Origin of the sequence: Psychroflexus sp. MES1-P1E (genome assembly GCF_002836055.1) — a bacterium.
Lineage (GTDB): Bacteria > Bacteroidota > Bacteroidia > Flavobacteriales > Flavobacteriaceae > Psychroflexus.
In genome coordinates this window covers 15,554-37,012 of the sequence record NZ_PJBS01000315.1, presented here as the reverse complement: position 1 = coordinate 37,012, position 21,459 = coordinate 15,554, and the positions used below count along the sequence as shown (strand labels likewise).

24 protein-coding genes are annotated in these 21,459 nt (G+C 35.6%); 17 read left to right on the top strand and 7 right to left on the bottom strand.

Annotated elements, in window-relative coordinates:
* The first annotated feature begins 36 nt into the window (after positions 1–36).
* Both CXF67_RS12915 and ctlX read left to right on the top strand, forming a co-directional pair.
* Positions 37–948 (top strand): dimethylarginine dimethylaminohydrolase family protein, encoded by a 912-nt coding sequence (locus tag CXF67_RS12915; protein WP_102089119.1) that lies wholly within the window; start codon positions 37–39, stop codon positions 946–948.
* The gene (gene ctlX, locus CXF67_RS12910; RefSeq protein ID WP_102089118.1) at positions 949–1,881 is read left to right on the top strand and encodes a citrulline utilization hydrolase CtlX; all 933 of its coding nucleotides are present in this window, start codon (positions 949–951) and stop codon (positions 1,879–1,881) included.
* Between the two features lie 51 nt (positions 1,882–1,932).
* Here ctlX and CXF67_RS12905 read toward each other — a convergent pair whose 3' ends face one another.
* Positions 1,933–4,119, bottom strand: coding sequence for an ATP-dependent DNA helicase RecQ (locus CXF67_RS12905; RefSeq protein WP_102089117.1), 2,187 nt, complete (start codon positions 4,117–4,119; stop codon positions 1,933–1,935).
* A gap of 88 nt (positions 4,120–4,207) precedes the next feature.
* Between CXF67_RS12905 and CXF67_RS12900 the strand changes: the two genes are divergently transcribed.
* From CXF67_RS12900 to lptB, 5 genes are read left to right on the top strand one after another with little or no spacing between them, the layout of a single operon-like run.
* Complete coding sequence (locus CXF67_RS12900; RefSeq protein WP_102089116.1) at positions 4,208–5,170, top strand: KpsF/GutQ family sugar-phosphate isomerase; 963 nt, start codon at positions 4,208–4,210, stop codon at positions 5,168–5,170.
* 1 nt (position 5,171) lies between these two features.
* Positions 5,172–6,014, top strand: a complete 843-nt coding sequence (gene tatC / locus CXF67_RS12895; RefSeq protein ID WP_102089115.1) for a twin-arginine translocase subunit TatC — start codon at positions 5,172–5,174, stop codon at positions 6,012–6,014.
* Between the two features lie 2 nt (positions 6,015–6,016).
* Positions 6,017–6,376 (top strand): carboxymuconolactone decarboxylase family protein, encoded by a 360-nt coding sequence (locus CXF67_RS12890; protein WP_015024916.1) that lies wholly within the window; start codon positions 6,017–6,019, stop codon positions 6,374–6,376.
* Between the two features lie 19 nt (positions 6,377–6,395).
* Positions 6,396–7,061 (top strand): hypothetical protein, encoded by a 666-nt coding sequence (locus tag CXF67_RS12885; RefSeq protein WP_102089114.1) that lies wholly within the window; start codon positions 6,396–6,398, stop codon positions 7,059–7,061.
* Positions 7,058–7,813 carry an LPS export ABC transporter ATP-binding protein gene (gene lptB / locus CXF67_RS12880; RefSeq protein WP_102089113.1) on the top strand — a complete coding sequence of 252 codons (756 nt, stop codon included), beginning with the start codon at positions 7,058–7,060 and terminating at the stop codon, positions 7,811–7,813. Before CXF67_RS12885 ends, lptB begins: the two co-directional genes overlap by 4 nt.
* A gap of 4 nt (positions 7,814–7,817) precedes the next feature.
* Here lptB and CXF67_RS12875 read toward each other — a convergent pair whose 3' ends face one another.
* The 5 genes from CXF67_RS12875 to tgt form a co-directional block, all read right to left on the bottom strand.
* On the bottom strand, positions 7,818–9,074 hold the full coding sequence (locus tag CXF67_RS12875) for an asparagine synthetase B (protein ID WP_102089112.1): 1,257 nt from the start codon (positions 9,072–9,074) through the stop codon (positions 7,818–7,820).
* Positions 9,075–9,086: 12 nt separating this feature from the next.
* A complete protein-coding gene (gene dnaB / locus CXF67_RS12870; protein ID WP_102089111.1) occupies positions 9,087–10,628 on the bottom strand; it encodes a replicative DNA helicase in 1,542 nt (513 codons plus the stop codon).
* A gap of 165 nt (positions 10,629–10,793) precedes the next feature.
* A complete protein-coding gene (locus tag CXF67_RS12865) occupies positions 10,794–11,747 on the bottom strand; it encodes an acetyl-CoA carboxylase carboxyltransferase subunit alpha (protein ID WP_102089110.1) in 954 nt (317 codons plus the stop codon).
* Positions 11,748–11,821: 74 nt separating this feature from the next.
* Positions 11,822–12,898, bottom strand: a complete 1,077-nt coding sequence (locus CXF67_RS12860) for an LptF/LptG family permease (RefSeq protein ID WP_102089109.1) — start codon at positions 12,896–12,898, stop codon at positions 11,822–11,824.
* A 10-nt stretch (positions 12,899–12,908) separates the two neighbouring features.
* Positions 12,909–14,039 (bottom strand): tRNA guanosine(34) transglycosylase Tgt, encoded by a 1,131-nt coding sequence (gene tgt / locus CXF67_RS12855; protein ID WP_102089108.1) that lies wholly within the window; start codon positions 14,037–14,039, stop codon positions 12,909–12,911.
* Positions 14,040–14,182: 143 nt separating this feature from the next.
* On the opposite strand from tgt, the gene CXF67_RS12850 reads away from it, so the two are divergent.
* Together CXF67_RS12850 and CXF67_RS12845 are read left to right on the top strand one after the other, a co-directional pair.
* Positions 14,183–15,028, top strand: a complete 846-nt coding sequence (locus tag CXF67_RS12850; protein WP_102089107.1) for a transketolase — start codon at positions 14,183–14,185, stop codon at positions 15,026–15,028.
* A 49-nt stretch (positions 15,029–15,077) separates the two neighbouring features.
* Positions 15,078–16,031 (top strand): transketolase family protein, encoded by a 954-nt coding sequence (locus CXF67_RS12845; protein ID WP_102089106.1) that lies wholly within the window; start codon positions 15,078–15,080, stop codon positions 16,029–16,031.
* Positions 16,032–16,085: 54 nt separating this feature from the next.
* On the opposite strand, the gene CXF67_RS12840 is transcribed toward CXF67_RS12845, so the two are convergent.
* Complete coding sequence (locus CXF67_RS12840) at positions 16,086–16,514, bottom strand: BLUF domain-containing protein (protein ID WP_102089105.1); 429 nt, start codon at positions 16,512–16,514, stop codon at positions 16,086–16,088.
* Positions 16,515–16,657: 143 nt separating this feature from the next.
* On the opposite strand from CXF67_RS12840, the gene CXF67_RS12835 reads away from it, so the two are divergent.
* From CXF67_RS12835 to CXF67_RS12800, 8 genes are all read left to right on the top strand, one after another.
* On the top strand, positions 16,658–17,428 hold the full coding sequence (locus tag CXF67_RS12835; RefSeq protein ID WP_102089104.1) for a 3'-5' exonuclease: 771 nt from the start codon (positions 16,658–16,660) through the stop codon (positions 17,426–17,428).
* A gap of 12 nt (positions 17,429–17,440) precedes the next feature.
* Positions 17,441–18,055 (top strand): fumarylacetoacetate hydrolase family protein, encoded by a 615-nt coding sequence (locus tag CXF67_RS12830; protein ID WP_102089103.1) that lies wholly within the window; start codon positions 17,441–17,443, stop codon positions 18,053–18,055.
* A 4-nt stretch (positions 18,056–18,059) separates the two neighbouring features.
* Complete coding sequence (locus CXF67_RS12825) at positions 18,060–19,307, top strand: competence/damage-inducible protein A (protein WP_102089102.1); 1,248 nt, start codon at positions 18,060–18,062, stop codon at positions 19,305–19,307.
* A gap of 84 nt (positions 19,308–19,391) precedes the next feature.
* Entirely contained in the window at positions 19,392–19,631 is a 240-nt protein-coding gene (rpmB, locus tag CXF67_RS12820) for a 50S ribosomal protein L28 (RefSeq protein WP_003440977.1), read from the top strand.
* 21 nt (positions 19,632–19,652) lie between these two features.
* Positions 19,653–19,835, top strand: coding sequence for a 50S ribosomal protein L33 (rpmG, locus tag CXF67_RS12815; RefSeq protein ID WP_015024931.1), 183 nt, complete (start codon positions 19,653–19,655; stop codon positions 19,833–19,835).
* 3 nt (positions 19,836–19,838) lie between these two features.
* Entirely contained in the window at positions 19,839–19,991 is a 153-nt protein-coding gene (locus CXF67_RS12810; protein WP_102089101.1) for a DUF4295 domain-containing protein, read from the top strand.
* Positions 19,992–20,114: 123 nt separating this feature from the next.
* Complete coding sequence (ftsY, locus tag CXF67_RS12805) at positions 20,115–21,074, top strand: signal recognition particle-docking protein FtsY (protein ID WP_102089100.1); 960 nt, start codon at positions 20,115–20,117, stop codon at positions 21,072–21,074.
* 2 nt (positions 21,075–21,076) lie between these two features.
* Entirely contained in the window at positions 21,077–21,376 is a 300-nt protein-coding gene (locus CXF67_RS12800; RefSeq protein WP_102089099.1) for a hypothetical protein, read from the top strand.
* The last annotated feature ends 83 nt before the right edge of the window (positions 21,377–21,459 follow it).

Here is a 21,459-nt window from a genome sequence, read left to right as displayed (position 1 = left end):
TTTTAGTTATGTTTGTAAAAAAAAGAAAAGAAAAAATTGAAACCACATATAACAAACGAAACTTCTAGACTTAAATCTGTAATTCTAGGTGTTGCCAATTCCAATGGAGGTGAGCCCGATCTTGAAGATGCCTACGATCCAAAATCAATTAAACACATTAAGGAAGGGACCTACCCTGAAGAAAAAGACATGGTAGAAGAGATCGAAGCTGTTGCTTTTATTCTAAAAAAACACAATGTTGAAGTTTTTAGACCTCATGTTATCAAAGGGTATAATCAGATATTTTCCAGAGATATCGGGTTTGTGATAGATAATAAATTTGTATTTGCTAATATTCTACCCGATCGAGAGAAAGAAATAGAAGCCATTGATTTTGTCTTAGATACAATTGATGATGACCAAAAAATAAAACTTCCAGAACATTGTCATATAGAAGGTGGAGATGTTATGCCTCATGGAGATTATATTTTTGTAGGAACCTATAGAGGTGAGGATTATTCAAGCTTTATCACTGCTAGAACTAATGTAGAAGCTGTAGATGAGCTTCAAAAATTATTTCCTCATAAAACTGTAAAATCGTTCAATCTTAGGAAATCTAATACAGATCCTAAATCAAATGCTTTGCATTTAGACTGTTGCTTCCAACCTGTAGGAGATAATCTTGTGATTATCCACAAACATGGATTCTTAGAGGAAGAGGAGTATAACTGGCTAGTTAATCTATATGGAAAAGATCAAGTCTTTGAAATTGATGCTCAAGAAATGTATGATATGAATAGCAATATTTTTTCAATTTCTGAAAAAGTGGTTATTTCTGATGCATATTTTAAGCGATTAAATGCTTGGCTAACTTCCAAAGGGATACAAGTAGAAACTGTAGATTATAGAGAAATTGCTAAACAAGAGGGTTTGTTGAGGTGTTCAACATTGCCTTTAATAAGAGAATAAATGAAACAAATTACAGATACCTTAGTCATGATACGCCCTGTTAACTTCAGAATGAATGAAGAAACAGCAGTGAATAATTACTTTCAACACTCCACTGGAGACTTACAGGAAAGTGTCAATGCCAAAGCACAGAAGGAGTTTGATACGTTTGCAGATAAGTTGAAATCAGTTGGGGTTAATATCATAATAATCGACGATATTGCTTCACAGGATACTCCAGATTCTATTTTTCCAAATAACTGGGTTTCTTTTCATGAAAACGGAGATGTAGCTCTTTATCCCATGTTCGCTAAAAATAGGCGAAAGGAGAGACGTGAGGATATTTTTAAGACCATTGAAGCTGAAGGTCGATTCATCAGGAACTTTATAGATTATACTTCTGCAGAGCAAGAGGATTTTTATCTAGAAGGGACAGGGAGCTTGATCTTGGATCGGGTAAATAGTAAAGCCTATTGTGCGTTATCACCAAGAGCAGACGAAGATTTAGTTATAGAGTTCTGTGAAGATTTTGAGTATACTCCCATTATATTCAATGCTTACCAAAACTTTAAAGGAGAGAGACTTCCCATTTATCATACCAATGTTATGATGTGTGTAGCAGAAGAATTCGCAGTGATTTGCTTAGATACTATCGACGATAAAAAGGAACAGAAATTAGTTGCCGATAGTCTTATGCAAGATGGGAAAGAAATTATTTCTATTTCTGAAGAACAAATGAATAATTTTGCAGGAAATATGCTTCAAGTTCAAGGCCAAGCAGATAAATTTTTAGTAATGAGCCAAACTGCCCATCAGGCATTGTCTCAACACCAGATTAAAATTATAGAACAGTATTGTAAAATTTTAAGCAGTGATTTAGAGACTATAGAAACGCATGGTGGTGGTAGTGCAAGATGCATGCTGGCAGAAGTGTTTATACCTAAAACTATTTAAAAAAATTGTATATAAATTAAAAAGCCAGCTTTTAAAAGCTGGCTTTTTAATTTAATTAGCTTCTTCGCTAATAAATTTTATTCGGTAAAGTCTCAATTCTTCTTCATCGTAATCGCCATCAAACTCTTCAATAGCTGCGTTGATACTATCTGAATTGGCTTCTAAGAAGTAATCGTGAATTTCCTCTTGTTGATCTTCGTCTAAAATATCATCTAACCAGTAATTGATGTTTAATTTAGTTCCGCTAAATACAATGGCTTCCATTTCTTTAATAAACTGCTTCATTTCGAAACCTTTGCCATCAGCAATGTCTGTCAACGGTAATTTCCTATCTATATTTTGAATGATATACAGTTTGTTAGCACTATTGGCACCAGTGCTTTTTACTACCAAATCGTCTGGCCTTAAAATCTCATTTTCTTCAACATAATATTGAATCAACTCTATAAACTCTTTCCCAAACTTTTTAGCCTTTCCTTCACCAACACCGTGAATATTGACCATTTCTTCTGCATTGATAGGATATTTTAAAGCCATGTCTTCTAAAGAAGGATCTTGAAATACTACAAATGGTGGGATCTCCTTTCTTTTAGCTACTTTTTTTCTAAGATCTTTTAGCATCTTAAGTAGCTTTTCGTCGGTACCTCCAGATGGTTTGGAGGAGGTGTTGATAGTAGATAAGTTACTGAAGTCATTATCTTCTGTCATCATAAAAGAAGTATTGTTCTTTAAAAACTCTTCTCCTTTAGGTTGTAATTTCACAACTCCATAAGACTCTAATTCCTTTTTGAGGAATCCTGAAATTATAACTTGGCGCAATAAAGCTGTCCAGTAGCTCGCAGGTTTATCTTTCCCAGCCTTAAAAATTTTAAGATTTTCAGTTTTATTAGACTTAATAAGAACGTTGATACTTCCACAAAGTGTGTGAACTATTTCTTTAGATTTAAATAACTGTCCGGTTTCTAATACTGTTTTCAGTACTAAATCAACATCGTCTTTAGCCTCTTTTTTCTTTTTAGGATAGCGTATATTATCGTCCATGTCACCGCCGTCACCAGTCTCATTGTCAAATTCTTCGCCGAAATAATGTAAAATATATTTTCTACGTGAAATAGAACTTTCAGCAAATGCAACCACATCTTGAAGTAAGGCATGACCTATCTCTTGTTCAGCAATAGGTTTTCCGCTCATAAATTTCTCAAGCTTTTCAATGTCTTTATGATTGTAATAGGCAACACAATGGCCTTCACCACCATCCCTTCCTGCTCTTCCCGTTTCCTGATAGTAACTTTCTATACTCTTCGGAATATCATTATGAACTACAAATCGAACATCGGGTTTATCGATCCCCATCCCAAAAGCAATAGTTGCCACTACGACATCTATATCTTCCATCAAAAACATATCTTGATGCCTGCTTCTTGATTTAGCATCAAGTCCAGCATGATAGGGAACGGCTTTGATGCCATTGACTTGAAGTGCTTGTGACAATTGCTCTACCCGCTTTCTACTTAGGCAATAGATAATACCACTTTTACCCGAGTTTTTCTTAACAAATTTTATAATGTCAGAATCTACATCATCTGTTTTTGGGCGAATTTCGTAATATAAGTTAGGCCTGTTAAATGAATCCTTGAAGGTTTTTGAATTTGGAATCCTTAGGTTTTTAAGGATGTCTTCTTGGACTTTAGGGGTTGCAGTGGCTGTAAGACCGATTATAGGAATATTATCTCCTATGCGTTCAATAATATTTTTTAAGTTTCTATATTCAGGTCTAAAATCATGCCCCCATTCGGAGATACAATGGGCTTCATCTATAGCTAAAAAGGAAATATTTTCACCTTTTAGAAATTCTATGTATTCAGTTTTAGTAAGAGATTCTGGAGCGACATAGACCAACTTGGTAATGCCACTAGAAATATCTTCCTTGACTTGTTTGACTTGTGTTTTATTCAAAGATGAATTCAAAACATGAGCAACCCCGTGGTGTTCAGAAATGTTTCTTATAGCATCCACTTGGTTTTTCATAAGGGCTATAAGCGGGGAGACAACTATGGCTGTTCCCTCTTTAATTAATGCGGGTAGTTGATAACATAAAGATTTGCCTCCGCCAGTCGGCATGATCACAAATGTATCCTTGTTTGAAATAATGCTTTTTATAACCTGTTCCTGAAGACCTTTGAACTCGTTAAAACCAAAGTATTTCTTTAATTCTTGATGTAAATTGATTTGTTCCAATTGAAATATTACTATTTAGTTTTATTTACCTTTGTAAAATTAAATATACGCAATCTTTATAGAGTGCAATTATTAAATGTAGCAAATTATGGAAGATGTAGCGATACAATCTTACGCCAAAGATATCATATTAATGGAATCTAAGGCAATACAAAATCTTGAAGCTTCAATTGATAAGTCTTTTTCTGATGCTGTAAAGGCTGTTTTTGAATCTAAAGGGCGAGTGATCATTACTGGCATTGGAAAAAGCGCAATCATCGCTACTAAAATTGTAGCGACTTTAAATTCAACAGGAACCCCTGCTGTCTTTATGCATGCTGCAGATGCTATTCATGGAGATCTTGGAACAATTTTGAAAGACGATATTGTGATTTGTATTTCAAAAAGCGGGAATACACCAGAAATAAAGGTCCTTGCACCGCTTATCAAAAATTTTAAAAATACGTTAATCGCAATTACAGGAAACAAAGATTCTTTTTTGGGTAAGCAAGCCGACTTTGTGCTTAATACATTTGTTGAAAAAGAAGCTTGCCCCAATAATCTTGCGCCTACGACTAGTACAACAGCTCAATTAGTCATGGGAGATGCTCTAGCGGTATGTTTATTGAAATTACGCGGATTTTCAAAAGATGATTTCGCTAAATTCCATCCAGGTGGAGCTTTGGGCAAAACGTTATATTTGAGAGTGAGCGACATCACTTCACAAAATATGAAGCCGCAGGTGAATCCTGAAACTCCTCTTAAGGATGTGATTATTGAGATTTCAACTAACATGCTTGGGGTAACGGTAGTTTTAGAAAATGATGAAGTTATCGGTATTATTACAGATGGAGATTTGAGGCGGATGTTAAGCACTACTGAAAACTTTACCAAATTGAAAGCCAAAGATATAATGACCAAAAACCCAAAAACTATTGCCAACTCTGCCATGGCAATTGATGCTTTGGATCTTTTGGAAACTTATGATATTACGCAACTTATCTCTCATGAAAATGGAAAATATGCTGGAGTAGTTCACCTTCATAATCTCGTAAAAGAAGGCATTATATAATATGGCTAAATCCAAGCAAACGAAAAATCCAAACGAAATGTCCTTTTTAGATCACCTTGAAGATTTAAGGTGGCATTTATTGAGGGCAACACTAGCTATCCTTGTCGGGGGTGCGATTGCTTTTTGGTTGAAGTCTTTCATTTTTGACGTGATTATATTTGGGCCAAAGCGGGCAGATTTTTATACCTATAGTGTATTATGTAATATTTCTGAATACCTCGGGTTGCAGGAAAGTTTTTGTTTCGATGAGCTTCCTTTCAGAATACAAAGTAGAACCATGGCAGGGCAATTTAGTGCTCATATTTGGACCTCTATTACCGCTGGTTTTATTATGGCTTTTCCTTACGTTATTTATCAATTTTGGGCTTTTATAGCACCTGGATTAGCCTCTTCTGAAAAGAAAAACGCAAGGTGGTTTATCATTGTCACCTCTTTCTTATTCTTCTTAGGGGTCTTATTTGGATATTATGTCATCACTCCTTTATCGGTTAATTTTTTAGGGAGTTATACCGTGAGCAAAGAAGTTTTCAACGATTTTGATTTAAGTAGCTATATAGGTTTGGTGAGAGCCTCTGTACTCGCTAGTGGCTTAATTTTTGAACTGCCTGTTATCATATATTTTTTGACCAAAGTAGGTTTGGTAACACCGGAATTTCTAAGGCAAAACCGAAAGTACTCTTTGGTGTTTATATTGATTATTTCAGCATTGATAACACCTCCAGATATCGCCAGCCAAGTGATTGTTGCTATACCGGTTTTGGTTTTGTATGAGGTGAGTATTTTCATTTCTGTATTGGTTTTAAGAAAGCAACGTAAAGAAGAAAAAAGAAAAAAAAATAGATAATTATGATGGATTTAGTAGATGAATTTGAGGCGTACAGGGCTAAAATGAATGGAAAGATTTTAGATGAAAACAATAAAGTTCTTAAACGAATCTTTAATTTAGATACCAATTCCTTTACAGAAGGAGCTTTGGATGTAAAGACTAAAGAATTATTGGGCCTCGTTTCTTCTTTGGTCTTGAGGTGTGATGATTGTGTGAAATATCACCTAGAGTCTTCTTATAAAGAGGGTCTGAAAAGAGCTCAAATTGTTGAGGCTTTAAGTATTGGTACCTTAGTAGGGGGGACAATAGTTATCCCTCACTTAAGAAGAGCTTTTGAATATTGGGAAGCTTTAGAACAGAAGTTTGGAAAAACAGAATAAAAACAACTAATTTTCGGTTATGAAACCACTATTACCAACTATAGTTAGACTTTTTGCTTATGCAGGCCTTATGTTTATTATGGCTTTAGTCATTCAATTTGATTTTGCTGAAGGTGAAGTGAAAGAAGATTCTCTTATTGAAATCACACAAGAAATTTTGCTTTTTGTAAGCTCTATTCTCTTAATTGTCTTTAGCTCAAAGTCTAAAAGTTATAAAATATTTAACTTGACATTGGCAGGTTTTCTTGGCGTTCATTTTGTTAGAGAATTTGATTTTTGGTTAAATGTACAGTTATTTGATAAAGCTTGGCAGGTTCTAGCCCTCATCATTCTTGTCCTGATTATTGTTATGGTCATTAGAAATTGGAAAAAATTCATTTTTGAATTTGTAGCAATATCCAAAACCTATGGGTTTGCCTTTTTCTTTTCAGGACTTATTATCCTTCATGTTTTTTCAAGACTCTATGGGCGTAAACTGATGTGGATAGACTTATTAAGAGATACCCATGACAAGTATGTTATTGAAGATAATGGAGAAAAGAGTATTGCTTTAAAAGATTTTATGCGACCGGTGAAAGATGCTTCTGAAGAGAGTATCGAGCTATTAGCTTATTCGATTATTTTTATTGGTGTAGTCGAGATGATTATGTTCAGTGTAAAATCTTCAAAAAAAATACAGTTATGAATTCAAACCGTGCCACATTAAGAGCTGAAAACTTAGTTAAAGCCTACAAGGGCGTTAAGGTCGTTAAAGGTATAAGTGTTGAAGTCACTCAGGGAGAAATCGTTGGCCTTCTGGGTCCTAATGGTGCAGGAAAGACTACCTCTTTTTATATGATTGTGGGTTTAATAAAACCCAATGCGGGTCATATCTTCCTTGATAAGACGAACATCACGAAATTTCCGATGTATAAGAGGGCTCAAAATGGTATTGGTTATCTTGCTCAAGAAGCATCTATATTCAGGAAATTGAGTATTGAGGATAACATTATGAGTGTTTTGGAACTTACAGATCTTAATAAGAACGAAAGAGAAGAAAAAATGGAATCTCTTATTAGTGAATTTGGTTTAAATCATATTCGAACAAACAGGGGTGACCTTTTGTCTGGTGGAGAAAGACGCCGGACCGAGATTGCCAGAGCTTTAGCCACAGACCCTAAATTTATTCTCCTAGATGAACCTTTTGCAGGAGTAGATCCTGTAGCCGTTGAGGATATTCAAAAAATTGTCGCTCAGCTTAAAAATAAAAATATAGGTATCTTAATTACAGATCATAATGTTCAGGAAACATTGGCGATTACAGATAGAACTTACCTCATGTTTGAGGGTGGAATACTAAAACATGGTGAGCCTGAAGAATTGGCTAACGATGAAATGGTTAGAAAAGTTTATTTAGGTCAGAATTTTGAGCTGCGTAAGAAAAAAATATTTGAATAAAGCCTTAGGTTTTTTTTTTTTTCTTTTCAGCAGCAGGAAACAAAATATTATTGAGTATAAGTCTATAGCCAGGAGATTTGGGATGTAATTCCAATTCTGTTCTGGGATCGCCTACTCTGTGTTGATAATCCTCTGGATCGTGCCCGCCGTAAAAGGTAAAAAAGCCTTTCCCCTTTATCCCGTGAATGTATCTCGCTTCGTCATTGAGCTTATTTTTACCCATCACAAGAACGTTAGATTTAATTTGATTAGGCCGAAAGGCGGTGGTTTGCCCCATAAATCCTTTTACCACTGCAGTATGATTTTGACACAGCATAGTAGGGATAGGATCCCATTTTGCTGAATAATCCATTAAGGTGAAATAATCTTTAGTCTTTGGGATATTTCTGGTACTGGTCATATCTATGGACGAGTATTCATAAACCATAGGATCTTTTTCTAGGATATAATCTGTAAAAGCCATAGTTTTTGAATAGTCGATTTTATTTTGGTAACCAGAATCTGAAGGATCTCCGTCAAACATAGGCTCGCAAATATCAGTACCTTCAGCAGAAAGAGCAATATCAAAAGAATCGGTCGCACTGCACATGGCGAACATAAAGCCCCCACCAATCACATATGCATTAATCTTTTTAGCAACGGCAAGTTTCGCTTTAGACACTTTAGCATAACCCAGTGACTCTGCTAAGGTCTCAGCTTTTTTTTTCTCCAGTATATACCAAGGAGCAGAGCGGTAAGCCCTATAGAATTTTCCATATTGACCCGTGAAGTCTTCATGGTGAAGATGGAGCCAATCGTACAATAGCAACTCATCATTCAAAACACCTTCATCATAGATGGTTTCGTAAGGGATTTCTGCAAATTCCAGAACCATAGTCACAGCGTCATCCCATGGTACATTACCTTGTGGAGAGTACACTGCAATTTTTGGTGCTTTTTCGAGAAGAATAGCTTCCATGTTTTGCGAAGGACTGTTGATGATTTCTAAAATTTGTTCTGTCTCAGCATTGGACTTAATTTCAAAAGATACACCTCTAATGGTGCATTCACGTTCTAAATCTTCAGAATAAGGAGATAAAAAAGATCCGCCCCTATAATTAAGTAGCCATTGTATTTTTTGCTCTTTTTCCAATAACCAATAAGAGATGCCGTAAGCTTTTAGGTGATTGTCTTGAGTCTCAAAATCCATAGGAATTAGGATGAACTTAGAATATCCCGTAAAGCTTATTAGAAATACTAGGCCAAAAAGCAAACTCTTCATAGTTGAGTAGTTTTAGAAAGGAACTTCATCGTCCTTGCTATCTATATTTTGACTTGGTGATGGTGAACCAAAGACATCTTCAGCATTTGGGAAAGAAGGGGTTTCTGATTTCCCTGCATTCATGCTGGAATTGATTTCAAAAGGAGAATCAAAATTATCTAAGTTTTCAAATTTACCAAGCTGACCGATAAACTTCAAGCGAATACTATCCAAGCCACCATTTCTATGTTTTGCAATAATAAACTCAGCTTGACCTTGAGTAGGGGATTGATCCTCATCATCCCACTCGTCAATATCATAATATTCAGGACGATAAATAAAAGAGACAATATCTGCATCTTGTTCGATAGCGCCAGATTCTCTAAGGTCACTAAGTAATGGTCGTTTACTGCCACCTCTGGTTTCTACGGCTCTAGAGAGTTGAGACAATGCCAAAACAGGAATGCTTAATTCTTTTGCTAGGGCTTTTAAGTTCCTGGAGATGCTAGAAATTTCCTGTTCACGATTCCCTCCTTTTTGAGATCCTCCACCAGTCATCAACTGCAAGTAATCCACTACTATCAATTTTATACCGTGTTGAGAAGAAAGTCGTCTTGCTTTTGCTCTTAAGTCAAAAATAGATAAAGAGGGGGTGTCATCGATAAAGAGAGGAGCTTGTTCTAGGGATTTCACTTTTACATTCAACTGCTCCCATTCGTGAGGCTCTAGATTTCCTGTTCTTAGTTTTTCTGAACTCAATCCAGTTTCAGAAGAAATAAGACGTGTAATCAACTGAACAGAAGACATTTCTAAAGAAAAGAAGGCCACGGGGATATTTTGGCCAACAGCAATATTTCTTGCCATGGTAAGTGTAAGCGCTGTTTTACCCATACCAGGTCGAGCAGCGATAATCACAAGATCACTAGGTTGCCATCCTGAGGTTAACTTGTCCAAATCTGTAAATCCTGAAGGCACACCACTTAATCCCTCTTTGTTGGAGATTTCTTCTATTCGTTTTTTGGCCTGCATCACCAAGTTTTGAGCCGTCTCCGAAGATCGCTTGATGTTTCCTTGAGTGACCTCGTACAATTTGGATTCTGCATGATCTAAAAGATCAAAAACATCGGTGCCTTCATCGTAAGACTCTTCTATAATTTCATTGGAAATCTTAATTAGGCATCTTTGAATATACTTTTGAAGAACTATTCTAGAGTGATACTCAATATGCGCCGATGAAGATACCTTTTGAGTGAGTTGAATCAGGTAATATTCACCACCTGAGGCTTGTAGTTTTTTTTGTTTTTTTAATTCTGTGGAAACCGTTAACAAGTCAATGGGGTCTCCCTTTTCAAATAAGATTATGATGGCTTCATAAATGTTTTTATGGGCTTGCTTATAGAAAACGTCGGAATGTAAGATATCTATAACTTCATCAACACCTTTTTTATCAATCATCATCGCTCCAAGTATAACCTCTTCAAGATCAGTAGCTTGTGGAGGTATTTTTCCTTTTTGTAAACTGATAACATCTCCTTTTGGAGAATTTTTAAATGAAGATTGGGTTGCATTTTCCATACTACGAATGTAAATAAAAGGTTACTAATAAAGTGTAAAAAGCATCAGCTTAACACTCAGCTTTTTCAACAGTAACCTGTTGATAACTAAAAATTTATGTTGATAACTAAAAAAATCCAGATAATTTGTATCTGGATTTTGAGATAAATTCAGCTATGCTAGGATTTACTCATTGTAAACTCCTATATCAATAAATTTTTGCATTCGTTTTTGCACTAATTCTTCTGGGGATAACTTTTTCAATTCTTCCAATTCTGCAAGAATAGTCTTCGTTACAATTTCAAAAGTTTTCTCTCTATTGCTATGTGCACCTCCAAGAGGTTCTTTGATAATTTTATCGATAATTTTCAATTTCTTCATATCGGTTGCTGTTAGCTTTAAAGCTTCGGCGGCCGTTTGCTTATTTTCCCAGCTTCTCCATAAGATAGAAGAACAAGATTCTGGAGAAATCACAGAATACCAAGTGTTTTCCAGCATCATTACTGTGTCTCCAACACCTATTCCTAAAGCTCCTCCACTAGCGCCTTCTCCAATAATGATGACGATAACGGGAACTTTAAGTTGACTCATTTCCATGATGTTTCTGGCAATAGCTTCACCCTGTCCTCGCTCTTCTGCTTCAAGTCCTGGAAAGGCTCCAGGGGTATCTATAAAACTGACAATTGGTAAATTGAACTTTTCAGCTTTTTTCATCAAACGTAAGGCCTTTCGATAACCTTCTGGATTGGCCATTCCAAAGTTTCGGTACTGGCGGGTTTTGGTGTTGTACCCTTTTTGTTGACCAATAAACATAAAACTCTGTTCATTGATTTTACCAAGTCCGCCGATCATAGCTTTGTCGTCGCCAAAGTTTCTATCGCCATGCAGCTCCATAAAGGTATTGCCACAAATAGCGTTTATATAATCTAGGGTGTAGGGTCTATTAGGATGCCTAGATAATTGAACTCTTTGCCAAGCATTAAGATTGGAATAGATTTCTTTCTTTTTATTATCTAGTTTAAGTTTGATCTGCTTGCAAGTCTCTGTGACGTCTACCTCACTATCTTGACCTATTTCGCAAGCCTTTTCGAATTGCTCTTGAAGGGCTTTAATCGGTAATTCAAAATCTAAATATTCCATGAATACAGGGTGTTTCTTTAAAAGTCAGTCTGCAAATATATAAATATATGTCTGTTTAAATGATAAATTTTAGATTAGCGTTTAGCTTTGATAAGTAAATAAATAGCTAAAAGACCAAACAAAATATTGGAGAACCAAACCGCGATTAGTGGCGAGAATGTCGATTTTTCTGCAATGGTTCCAAAAACTTTATCTAAAAAGATAAAGGCGAAAGCAATAACGATTCCTATCGCGAGATTAGCTCCCATGCCTCCTCGTCTTTTCATGGCCGATACAGAGACTGCAATGATTGTGAGAATAAAGGCAGAGACTGGAACACTCCATCGCTTATAGGCTACAATCTGATAACTGCTAATGTTGGCAGATCCTCTTCGCTTTTCAGTCGTTATAAAGTCTTTTAATTCTCCATAATCTAGAGTTTCTGCGATATATTCTACTGGAGTTAATTCACCAAATTCAAAAGGCAAAATCGTATCTAAAGAAGACTGTCTTTGTATAACATCGTCCCTTTCATTTATAGTTCTCTTTTCAAAATTATTTAAGGTATATGTAGAATCTTTTGCATTGAACTTTAATCGAGAGGCCGAGATTTTAAAAGTCATTTCTTGGCCCTCAAAATGTTCTAGGGTAAAGTTTCTAGCGGTTCCTGTACTGGTTTGAAAGTTTGTAGCAAAAATAAACTCGTTATCATTGACTTGCCGATAAACATTTTGCGTTTCTTGCGATTGTTTACCTTTTTTGAAATACTGATATTTAAATTCATTAAACCCTTGACTTGCATTAGGCACCAGATACATAGTGAACATAAGGGCAATGCCACATACCAAAGTAGCACCGATAAGGTAGGGTCTTAAAAATCTCGAAAATGAAATGCCTGAACTCAGAATAGCGATGATTTCTGTATTGTTTGCTAATTTGGAAGTAAACCATATGATGGATAAGAATAGAAAAATAGGGAATAATAAGTTGGCAAAGTATATGGTGAAGTTGCCATAAAACACCAGAACTTCTTCAATAGGCACCTCATTTTCTTTGATATCGTCAATCTTTTCTGAAAGATTGACGATAATGCCTATAGGTATAAACATCAAAAGCAAAGCAACGAATGTTGTTAAGTAGCGCTTTAGTATGTACCAATCTATAATTTTCAATGCTCTAGTATTAAAGTCTTATCGATAATTTTTTAACCATAGTATCTTTCCAAGTTCTAAAGGTGCCTGCTTGTATTTGTCGCCTAGCCTCTCTTACTAACCATAAATAAAACCCTAAATTGTGTATGGTAGCAATTTGTTTTCCTAATAATTCTTTGACGGAGAAAAGATGTTTTAAATACGCTTTAGAGTATTCTGTATCTACCCAAGTGTAAGCTGCTGGATCCAAAGGTGAAAAATCCTCCTCCCACTTTTTATTTTTGATGTTAATGGTGCCTTCAGAGGTGAATAGCATGCCGTTTCTGCCATTTCTGGTAGGCATAACACAATCGAACATGTCTACACCCAAAGCTATATTTTCTAATAAATTAGAAGGGGTTCCTACCCCCATTAAGTAGCGTGGTTTGTCTTCAGGTAAAATGGCATTTACAACTTCGGTCATCGCATACATTTCATCATCAGGTTCACCTACTGAAAGTCCTCCAATGGCGTTACCCTCTGCACCAACATTAGCGATATATTCTGCAGACTGCTGTCTTAAGTCTTTATATGTACTTCCTTGCACGATGGGAAAAAGCGTTTGTTTGTGTCCATAAAGCGGTGATGTATTTTTCATGTGACTCATGCAACGGTCTAGCCACCTATGGGTCATGTGCATTGATCTTTGCGCATATTTATAATCACAAGGGTAAGGTGTGCACTCATCAAAAGCCATTATAATATCTGCACCAATTTCCCTTTGAATATTTACAGCACTTTCAGGAGTGAATAGATGGGTCGAGCCATCGATATGAGATTTAAACTTCACCCCTTCTTCTTTAATTTTTCTATTTGCAGAAAGTGAATAGACTTGATAACCGCCACTATCGGTAAGGATATTTCTATCCCAGTTCATGAATTTATGAAGTCCTCCAGCTTTTTTAAGGATTCCTGTTCCGGGTCTTAGATAAAGATGATAGGTATTTCCTAAAATAATGTCAGGATTAATTTCTTCTTTGAGTTCTCTTTGGTGAACTCCCTTGACAGTGCCAATAGTACCAACGGGCATAAATATAGGAGTTTCAATAACGCCATGGTCTGTGGTTAGTCTTCCAGCTCTAGCTTTGGAATTGGGGTCTTTACTTAGTAATTCGAATGTCATATATATTTCAATAGCCTGCAAATATACTCTACTCTATTAAAACTATTTTCAACAGATGAAGATAATAGGAAGCCAAAATATGAGGGACTCTGTTTTATAATAAATTCTTACTTTTGAGCAACTTTAAAACTCTTATTTATCTTATGTCAACAACACAACATTTACAAGATTTTGTCACGCAAGTAAGGAGAGATATTCTTCGCCAAGTCCATCAAGTAAATTCTGGTCATCCTGGAGGTTCTCTTGGTTGTGCAGAATACTTCTCTGTCCTTTATCAAGATGTCATGGAGTATTCCGTAGACTTCGATATGGATGGAAAAAACGAAGATTTATTCTTTTTATCTAATGGACATATTTCTCCAGTTTTCTACAGTGTTTTATCTCGGTCTGGATTTTTCCCTGTAAAAGAGCTTAACACATTTAGAAAGATGGATTCTAGACTACAAGGTCATCCAACTACTCATGAAGGTTTGCCAGGTATAAGAATTGCTTCTGGATCTTTAGGGCAGGGAATGTCTGTTGCCATAGGAGCAGCACAGACCAAAAAATTAAATAAAGATACACATCTCATTTATAGTCTTCATGGTGATGGAGAGCTACAGGAAGGTCAAAATTGGGAAGCGATTCTCTATGCAGGATCAAAAGGTGTAGACAACCTTATTGCGACTATAGATTATAATAAAAAGCAGATAGACGGGGCTACAGACGATGTATTGCCTCTTGGAAATCTTAAGAAGAAATTTGAAGCTTTTGACTGGAAGGTTATAGAATTAAAAGCAGGAAACGATATCACTGCCATAAAAGAAGCTCTAGAAAAGGCAAAAGGACTAACAGGTAAAAAACAACCTGTTGTTATTCTTATGGAAACTGAGATGGGAAATGGTGTAGATTTTATGATGGGAACTCACGCTTGGCACGGTAAAGCTCCAAATGACGAGCAACTCGAAAAAGCACTTTCTCAAAACTTGGAAACTCTTGGTGATTACTAAGGAGTCGTTTAGAACAACATTAATTTTTTCACATTAGATTATAAAGACCATGAAAATATATAAAAATACAGGAAATATAGATACCCGATCTGGATTTGGAGCTGGCCTAGCTGAACTTGGTAAAACCAATCCTAATGTCGTAGCTCTTTGTGCAGACCTAACAGGATCTTTAAAAATGGATGAATTTAAGGACAATCATCCAGAGCGTTTTTTCCAGATAGGAATTGCAGAAGCCAATATGATTTGTATTGCTGCTGGAATGACTATAGGAGGTAAAATTCCATTTACAGGCACATTTGCTAATTTCTCAACGGGTAGAGTCTATGATCAGATCAGACAATCGGTAGCTTATTCTGGTAAAAATGTCAAAATTTGTGCCTCCCATGCTGGTTTAACTTTAGGAGAAGATGGTGCCACTCACCAAATCCTTGAAGACTTGGGTTTGATGAAAATGTTGCCCGGAATGACTGTGATAAACACCTGTGATTATAACCAAACCAAGGCGGCTACTCTTGCGATTGCAGAATATGAAGGTCCGGTTTATTTGAGGTTTGGTCGCCCTAAAGTGGCTAACTTCACCCCAGAGGATCAAAAATTTGAAATTGGAAAAGCAGTTCATTTAACCGAAGGCAATGATGTCACTATTATTGCTACGGGGCATTTGGTTTGGGAAGCTTTAGAAGCTGCCAAAATCTTAGAAGAGAAAGGAATTTCTGCTGAGGTGATTAATATCCATACGATAAAGCCTTTAGATGAAACGGCTATTTTAAAATCAATACGAAAAACAAAATGTGTAGTGACGGCAGAAGAGCATAACTTTTTAGGAGGACTTGGTGAAAGCGTAGCTAGAACTCTGACTCTCAATTACCCAGCTCCTCAAGAATTTGTTGCTACTAACGATACCTTTGGAGAAAGTGGAGAGCCACTTATGCTTCTTGATAAATATGGCCTAAATGCAAAAGCCATTATTGAAAAAGCGGAAGCTGTGATTTTAAGAAAATAATAGTTTATTTTTAATTTTAAGAAAAAGCCTTCTGGAAACATCCTAAAGGCTTTTTTAGCTGGAAAGAGTTTTTACAAAATCATAGAGGACCTTCAGCACTGGGTGATTTTTGCTGGAGGTATTCCCTAAAAATATATCCTCAAGATTTAAATTTTCTTTGCCTACTATTTTTTTTATGTGGTGGTCATGTACCTTCTTATAAGCCATGGACCAGTCTTTAAATTGGCGTTCGGTCAAGTCTCCAGAATCTAAAAGAATCATATCTTTATGTCTACTATCCTTACTGATAGATTCATACACTTTGTCGATCTCTTGTGCAGGACCTTCTATATATTGAACAAATTTACCCTGAATAAGAAGCAATACGCCAGTTATCGTCAATTGTTTATTTTTCTCCCTTACCTGAAATAAAAAATCTTCAATATTTTTACTGGACATCACTCTAGATTGAGAGCTCATATAAGATACAAATTTCAATGACATTTGATTTTTTTTTAAACTCTAATTTAAGCTTTTTTTTTGAAATATTAATGTCCAAAAAAAAGGCTTTCATAAAAACATCTCAATTTTTTAAGATTTGAAGATTTCCTTAATTTCAAATCATAACTTTGTAAAAAAAATTCGCCATGGAATTAAAATTAACCCGCCCCATTTGTTTTTTTGATTTAGAAACTACTGGGATTAATATTTCAAAAGATAGAATTGTTGAGATTTCTATCTTAAAAGTTTTTGAAAACAACAATAAAGAGAGTTATACCTGGAAGGTAAATCCAGGAATTCCTATTCCAAAAGAAACCACAGCAATTCATGGAATAAGTGATGAAGATGTGGTGAATGAACCAAGGTTTGAGGAACTCGCTCCGAAAATCAATGCTATGATAAAAGGGTGTGACCTTGGAGGCTATAATAGCAATAGATTCGATATACCATTATTAGCTGAAGAGATGTTGAGAACGGGAATTGATTTTGATCTTAAGAAAATAAACGCTGTAGATGTTCAAACTATTTTCCATAAAAAGGAAAAGCGAACCTTGGAAGCCGCTTATAAATTCTATTGTGATAAAGATTTGACAGATGCCCATAGTGCAGAGGCAGACACCAACGCTACTTATGAGGTTTTAAAATCCCAACTTGACCGGTATCCAGATTTAGAAAATGATACCAAATGGTTATCTACCTTTAGTGCACATAAGAAATTTGCCGATCTCGCTGGGTTTCTTGTTATGAATAAAAAGGATGAAGAGGTTTTTGGGTTTGGAAAATTTAAGGGTAAAAAAGTTGAAGATGTCTTAGAAAAAGAACCTGGCTATTTTGGTTGGATTCAAAATTCTGATTTTCCACTTTATACCAAAAAAGTACTTACAGCTATTAAATTGAGAAAACTGGCCACTAAATAAGATCCTCTTTATATGAAGCTAATTTGTATTGGTAGAAATTATGCAAAACATATTTCTGAACTAAAAAACGAAAAGCCTGAACATCCAGTGGTTTTTCTTAAGCCAGATTCTTCAGTGCTATTAAAAAATAATCCTTTTATTATTCCTGCATTTACTAAAGACGTGCACCATGAAGTGGAAATTTTGGTAAAAATCAATAAAGTAGGAAAGCATATTCAGACGAAATTCGCTCATAAATATTACGATGAAATAGGTTTGGGTATAGATTTTACAGCAAGAGATATTCAAAATCAATTAAAAGAGCAGGGGTTACCTTGGGAAAAGGCAAAGGGTTTTGATGGGGCTGCGGTTATAGGAGAAACGTGGTTACCTAAGGACAGATTTCAAGATCTCAATAACATTGATTTTAGATTAGAAAAAAACAAAACGGCAGTTCAATCAGGTTCTACTTCAGAAATGCTTTGGAAAATCGATGAGCTTATAGCTTACGTCTCAGAATACTTTACGCTTAAGATTGGAGATGTTATTTTTACAGGAACTCCGGCAGGAGTAGGAAGAGTTCAGGAAGGAGATCATTTAGAGGGATTTATCGAAGATACATCATGCTTTTCAATTCAAGTAAAATAAAACTATGCAGGCAGAAATAATAACTATAGGAGATGAAATTCTCATTGGTCAAATTATAGATACAAATTCAGCTTATATCGGCAAACAGCTCAATAAAATAGGGGTAGAGGTGTATCAAATTTCGTCGATTCAAGATGAGGAATCCCATATTTTAAGAGCTTTTGAAGAAGCGTCTAAACGCTCAAATATTGTGATTGTAACTGGAGGTCTTGGCCCTACCAAAGATGATATTACAAAACACACGTTTTGTAAGTATTTTAATGATGAATTAGTTTTAGATAAAAAGGTTTTGGCACATGTCGAGGACATATTTACAAAATATGTGGACACTCCTATTTTAGAAGCCAATAAATCTCAGGCTTGGATTCCTTCACAAGCTATCACCCTACACAATGAATATGGAACTGCTCCAGGAATGTGGTTTGAAAAAAAGGGGGTCGTTTATATTTCTATGCCAGGAGTGCCTTATGAAATGAAATCCATATTGACCGAGCAAGTTATACCTAGACTTCAAGATCGATTTAAAACACCTTTTATCATTCACAAAACGGTTCTTACTTATGGATTAGGAGAAAGTGCCATTGCAGAGCGTATCGAAGATTGGGAAAATCAATTGCCTAAATTTATAAAATTAGCATACTTGCCAAGTCTAGGACGAGTAAGGTTAAGGTTGAGCGCTAGGGGAGAGGATGAGAAGCTGCTTAAAGAGGGTTTAATTACGGCTGTAGAACGTCTAAACAGAGTTATAGGCGATATTATAAAAGGATATGAAGATGAGCAAACTCTAGAAGAGCGCATCGCTCAAGCCTTTGTGGATCGCGGACAATCTTTAATTACAGCAGAAAGTTGTACCGGAGGACGGTTAGCCTCTAAGTTTACAGAAATACCTGGTGCTTCATCATATTTTATAGGATCTATCGTCAGTTATGCTACCTCTGCCAAAAATGATATACTTCATATTCCAAAGGTTCTTATTTCTAAGTACTCTGTAGTGAGTTCAGAAATCACTGAAGCAATGGCCAACAAAGCCAAAGCGATGTTTAAAGCTGATTATGCTATTGCAACAACGGGAAACGCAGGACCTTCCAAAGGAGATAGTGATGCAGAGATAGGAACGGTGTTTATCGCTATTGCTTCACCAGAAAAAACAGAAGTTCATGAATTTCAATTTGGAAAACATCGCGAAAGAGTGACTCAAAAAGCAGTGAATAAAGCCCTAGAGCTGATTTACGAAGCTATTTTAAAAAATTAAAAAACTCTGAGATTTATTTTTATTAATTGAGAAAAATGTCGTTAATTTGCATCCTGTTTTTAATAACACATAAAAGTATATATAATGTCAAGAGTTTGTGAGCTTACTGGAAAAAGAGCAATGTCCGGAAATAATGTTTCCAAAGCATTAAATAGAACTAGACGTAAATTTAGCGTCAACTTGGTTAAGAAAAGATTTTATATCCCAGGTGAGGATAAATGGATAACTTTAAAAGTATCCACTTCTATTTTGAAAACCATCAATAAGAAAGGAATCCACGCTGTTTTGAAAGATGCACGTGCTAAAGGATTCTTGACAAAATAGAGATTATAAAGCATTTATATTATGGCAAAGAAAGGAAATAGAGTTCAAGTAATTATGGAGTGTACAGAGCACAAAGAGTCTGGCCTTCCAGGGACATCTAGATACATTACAACGAAGAACAAAAGAAATACTCCAGATAGGTTAGAGCTTAAGAAGTTCAATTCTATTATGAAGAAAATGACTGTTCACAAAGAAATTAAATAAGTTATGGCAAAGAAATCGGTTGGTACAATACAAACAGGAGCAAAAAGACTTACCAAAGCTATTAAGATGGTAAGATCACCAAAATCAGGTGCTTATGTTTTTGTAGAAAAAATAATGACTCCAGAAGAAGTCAATGACTTTATAAAGACTAATTAAATTTAGTTTTTTATTATATATAAAGCTGTCGCATTTTATGTGATGGCTTTTTTGTGCTTTTTACTATCTTTGCGGTTATAATCAACAAGAAGTTGAGGTAAATAGAATTATATCACAGAAAAAATGAGTTTTTTCAAAAAAATATTTTCCAAAGAAAAGAAAGAGAAATTAGATGAAGGTCTCAAGAAATCTAAATCAGACTTTTTTGGTAAATTAAGTAAAGCGGTAGCCGGAAAATCTAAGGTAGACGAGAGTGTACTTGATGATTTAGAAGAAATTTTAGTCTCTAGTGACGTAGGAATTACAACTACCATTAAAATTATTAGCAGGATAGAGGCGAGGGTTGCTAAAAATAAATACTTAGGTACGGATGAGCTCAATTTGATTTTAAGAGAAGAAATCGCTGGTTTGTTGAGCGAATCTGAAAATGGAGAACTCGAGAGTTTGGAATTGCCCGTAAGTAAAAAACCTTATGTTATTATGGTCGTTGGCGTGAATGGTGTTGGTAAAACTACAACAATCGGTAAGCTGGCGAAACAATACAAGCTCAAGGGTAAAAAAGTGGTCCTTGGGGCTGGAGATACCTTTAGAGCCGCAGCTGTGGAACAGCTTCAGATTTGGGCAGATCGTGTAGGGGTGCCTATCGTTAAACAAAAAATGGGAAGTGATCCTGCTTCTGTTGCCTTCGATACTGTTCAGAGCGCCATTAAGCAAAATGCTGATGTTGTAATTTTGGATACTGCTGGCCGTTTACATAATAAAGTGAACTTGATGAACGAGCTCATAAAAATTAAACGGGTTATGCAAAAAGTTATCCCCAATATTCCTGATGAGGTTCTTTTGGTTTTGGATGGCTCTACAGGTCAAAATGCATTTGAACAAGCCAAGCAATTTACCGCTGCTACTCAGGTTACAGCCTTAGCGATTACTAAACTTGATGGCACAGCCAAAGGTGGTGTTGTGATTGGAATTAGTGATCAATTTAAAATTCCTGTAAAGTACATCGGTGTTGGCGAAGGTATTGATGACCTTCAGATCTTTAATAAATATGAATTTGTTGATTCTTTTTTTAGTAATAAATAATTATGACAGACCAAATACCAAAGCCTTTTTCATCGGACAAGAATAAATTGATTATCACTAAAATAATCGTGATCTATTCCGCTTTTTTTTTAATTCTTAAATTATCATCTATCTTTCAAGGCGGTTGGGTGATGGCTAATTTATTAATAGCCCTTCCCTTAGTTGTCCTCGGGTTATTAGGGTTTTATTTTTTGAAATCAAACTCTACCAACTGGATTTATGCTCTAGGTAGCATAGTTATTATTTCAGCTATACGGTACTATGAACAAGACTTAATCGTTTGGATTCATAATTCGATCTAAGTGGGTACATTAAATAAACACACTCAAGCTTTTATAATAGGTTTAAGGGTGTTAAATCATATTACAACTTAAGAGATTGTATA

What these genes read in the sequence shown, in the direction of transcription:
- ctlX (WP_102089118.1), top strand. Translation starts at nt 949, where the DNA reads ATGAAACAAATTACAGATACCTTAGTCATGATACGCCCTGTTAACTTC.
- CXF67_RS12900 (WP_102089116.1), top strand. Translation starts at nt 4,208, where the DNA reads ATGGAAGATGTAGCGATACAATCTTACGCCAAAGATATCATATTAATG.
- tatC (WP_102089115.1), top strand. Translation starts at nt 5,172, where the DNA reads ATGGCTAAATCCAAGCAAACGAAAAATCCAAACGAAATGTCCTTTTTA.
- CXF67_RS12890 (WP_015024916.1), top strand. Translation starts at nt 6,017, where the DNA reads ATGATGGATTTAGTAGATGAATTTGAGGCGTACAGGGCTAAAATGAAT.
- CXF67_RS12885 (WP_102089114.1), top strand. Translation starts at nt 6,396, where the DNA reads ATGAAACCACTATTACCAACTATAGTTAGACTTTTTGCTTATGCAGGC.
- lptB (WP_102089113.1), top strand. Translation starts at nt 7,058, where the DNA reads ATGAATTCAAACCGTGCCACATTAAGAGCTGAAAACTTAGTTAAAGCC.
- CXF67_RS12875 (WP_102089112.1), bottom strand. Translation starts at nt 9,074, where the DNA reads ATGAAGAGTTTGCTTTTTGGCCTAGTATTTCTAATAAGCTTTACGGGA.
- dnaB (WP_102089111.1), bottom strand. Translation starts at nt 10,628, where the DNA reads ATGGAAAATGCAACCCAATCTTCATTTAAAAATTCTCCAAAAGGAGAT.
- CXF67_RS12865 (WP_102089110.1), bottom strand. Translation starts at nt 11,747, where the DNA reads ATGGAATATTTAGATTTTGAATTACCGATTAAAGCCCTTCAAGAGCAA.
- tgt (WP_102089108.1), bottom strand. Translation starts at nt 14,039, where the DNA reads ATGACATTCGAATTACTAAGTAAAGACCCCAATTCCAAAGCTAGAGCT.
- CXF67_RS12850 (WP_102089107.1), top strand. Translation starts at nt 14,183, where the DNA reads ATGTCAACAACACAACATTTACAAGATTTTGTCACGCAAGTAAGGAGA.
- CXF67_RS12845 (WP_102089106.1), top strand. Translation starts at nt 15,078, where the DNA reads ATGAAAATATATAAAAATACAGGAAATATAGATACCCGATCTGGATTT.
- CXF67_RS12840 (WP_102089105.1), bottom strand. Translation starts at nt 16,514, where the DNA reads ATGTCATTGAAATTTGTATCTTATATGAGCTCTCAATCTAGAGTGATG.
- CXF67_RS12835 (WP_102089104.1), top strand. Translation starts at nt 16,658, where the DNA reads ATGGAATTAAAATTAACCCGCCCCATTTGTTTTTTTGATTTAGAAACT.
- CXF67_RS12830 (WP_102089103.1), top strand. Translation starts at nt 17,441, where the DNA reads ATGAAGCTAATTTGTATTGGTAGAAATTATGCAAAACATATTTCTGAA.
- CXF67_RS12825 (WP_102089102.1), top strand. Translation starts at nt 18,060, where the DNA reads ATGCAGGCAGAAATAATAACTATAGGAGATGAAATTCTCATTGGTCAA.
- rpmB (WP_003440977.1), top strand. Translation starts at nt 19,392, where the DNA reads ATGTCAAGAGTTTGTGAGCTTACTGGAAAAAGAGCAATGTCCGGAAAT.
- rpmG (WP_015024931.1), top strand. Translation starts at nt 19,653, where the DNA reads ATGGCAAAGAAAGGAAATAGAGTTCAAGTAATTATGGAGTGTACAGAG.
- CXF67_RS12810 (WP_102089101.1), top strand. Translation starts at nt 19,839, where the DNA reads ATGGCAAAGAAATCGGTTGGTACAATACAAACAGGAGCAAAAAGACTT.
- ftsY (WP_102089100.1), top strand. Translation starts at nt 20,115, where the DNA reads ATGAGTTTTTTCAAAAAAATATTTTCCAAAGAAAAGAAAGAGAAATTA.
- CXF67_RS12800 (WP_102089099.1), top strand. Translation starts at nt 21,077, where the DNA reads ATGACAGACCAAATACCAAAGCCTTTTTCATCGGACAAGAATAAATTG.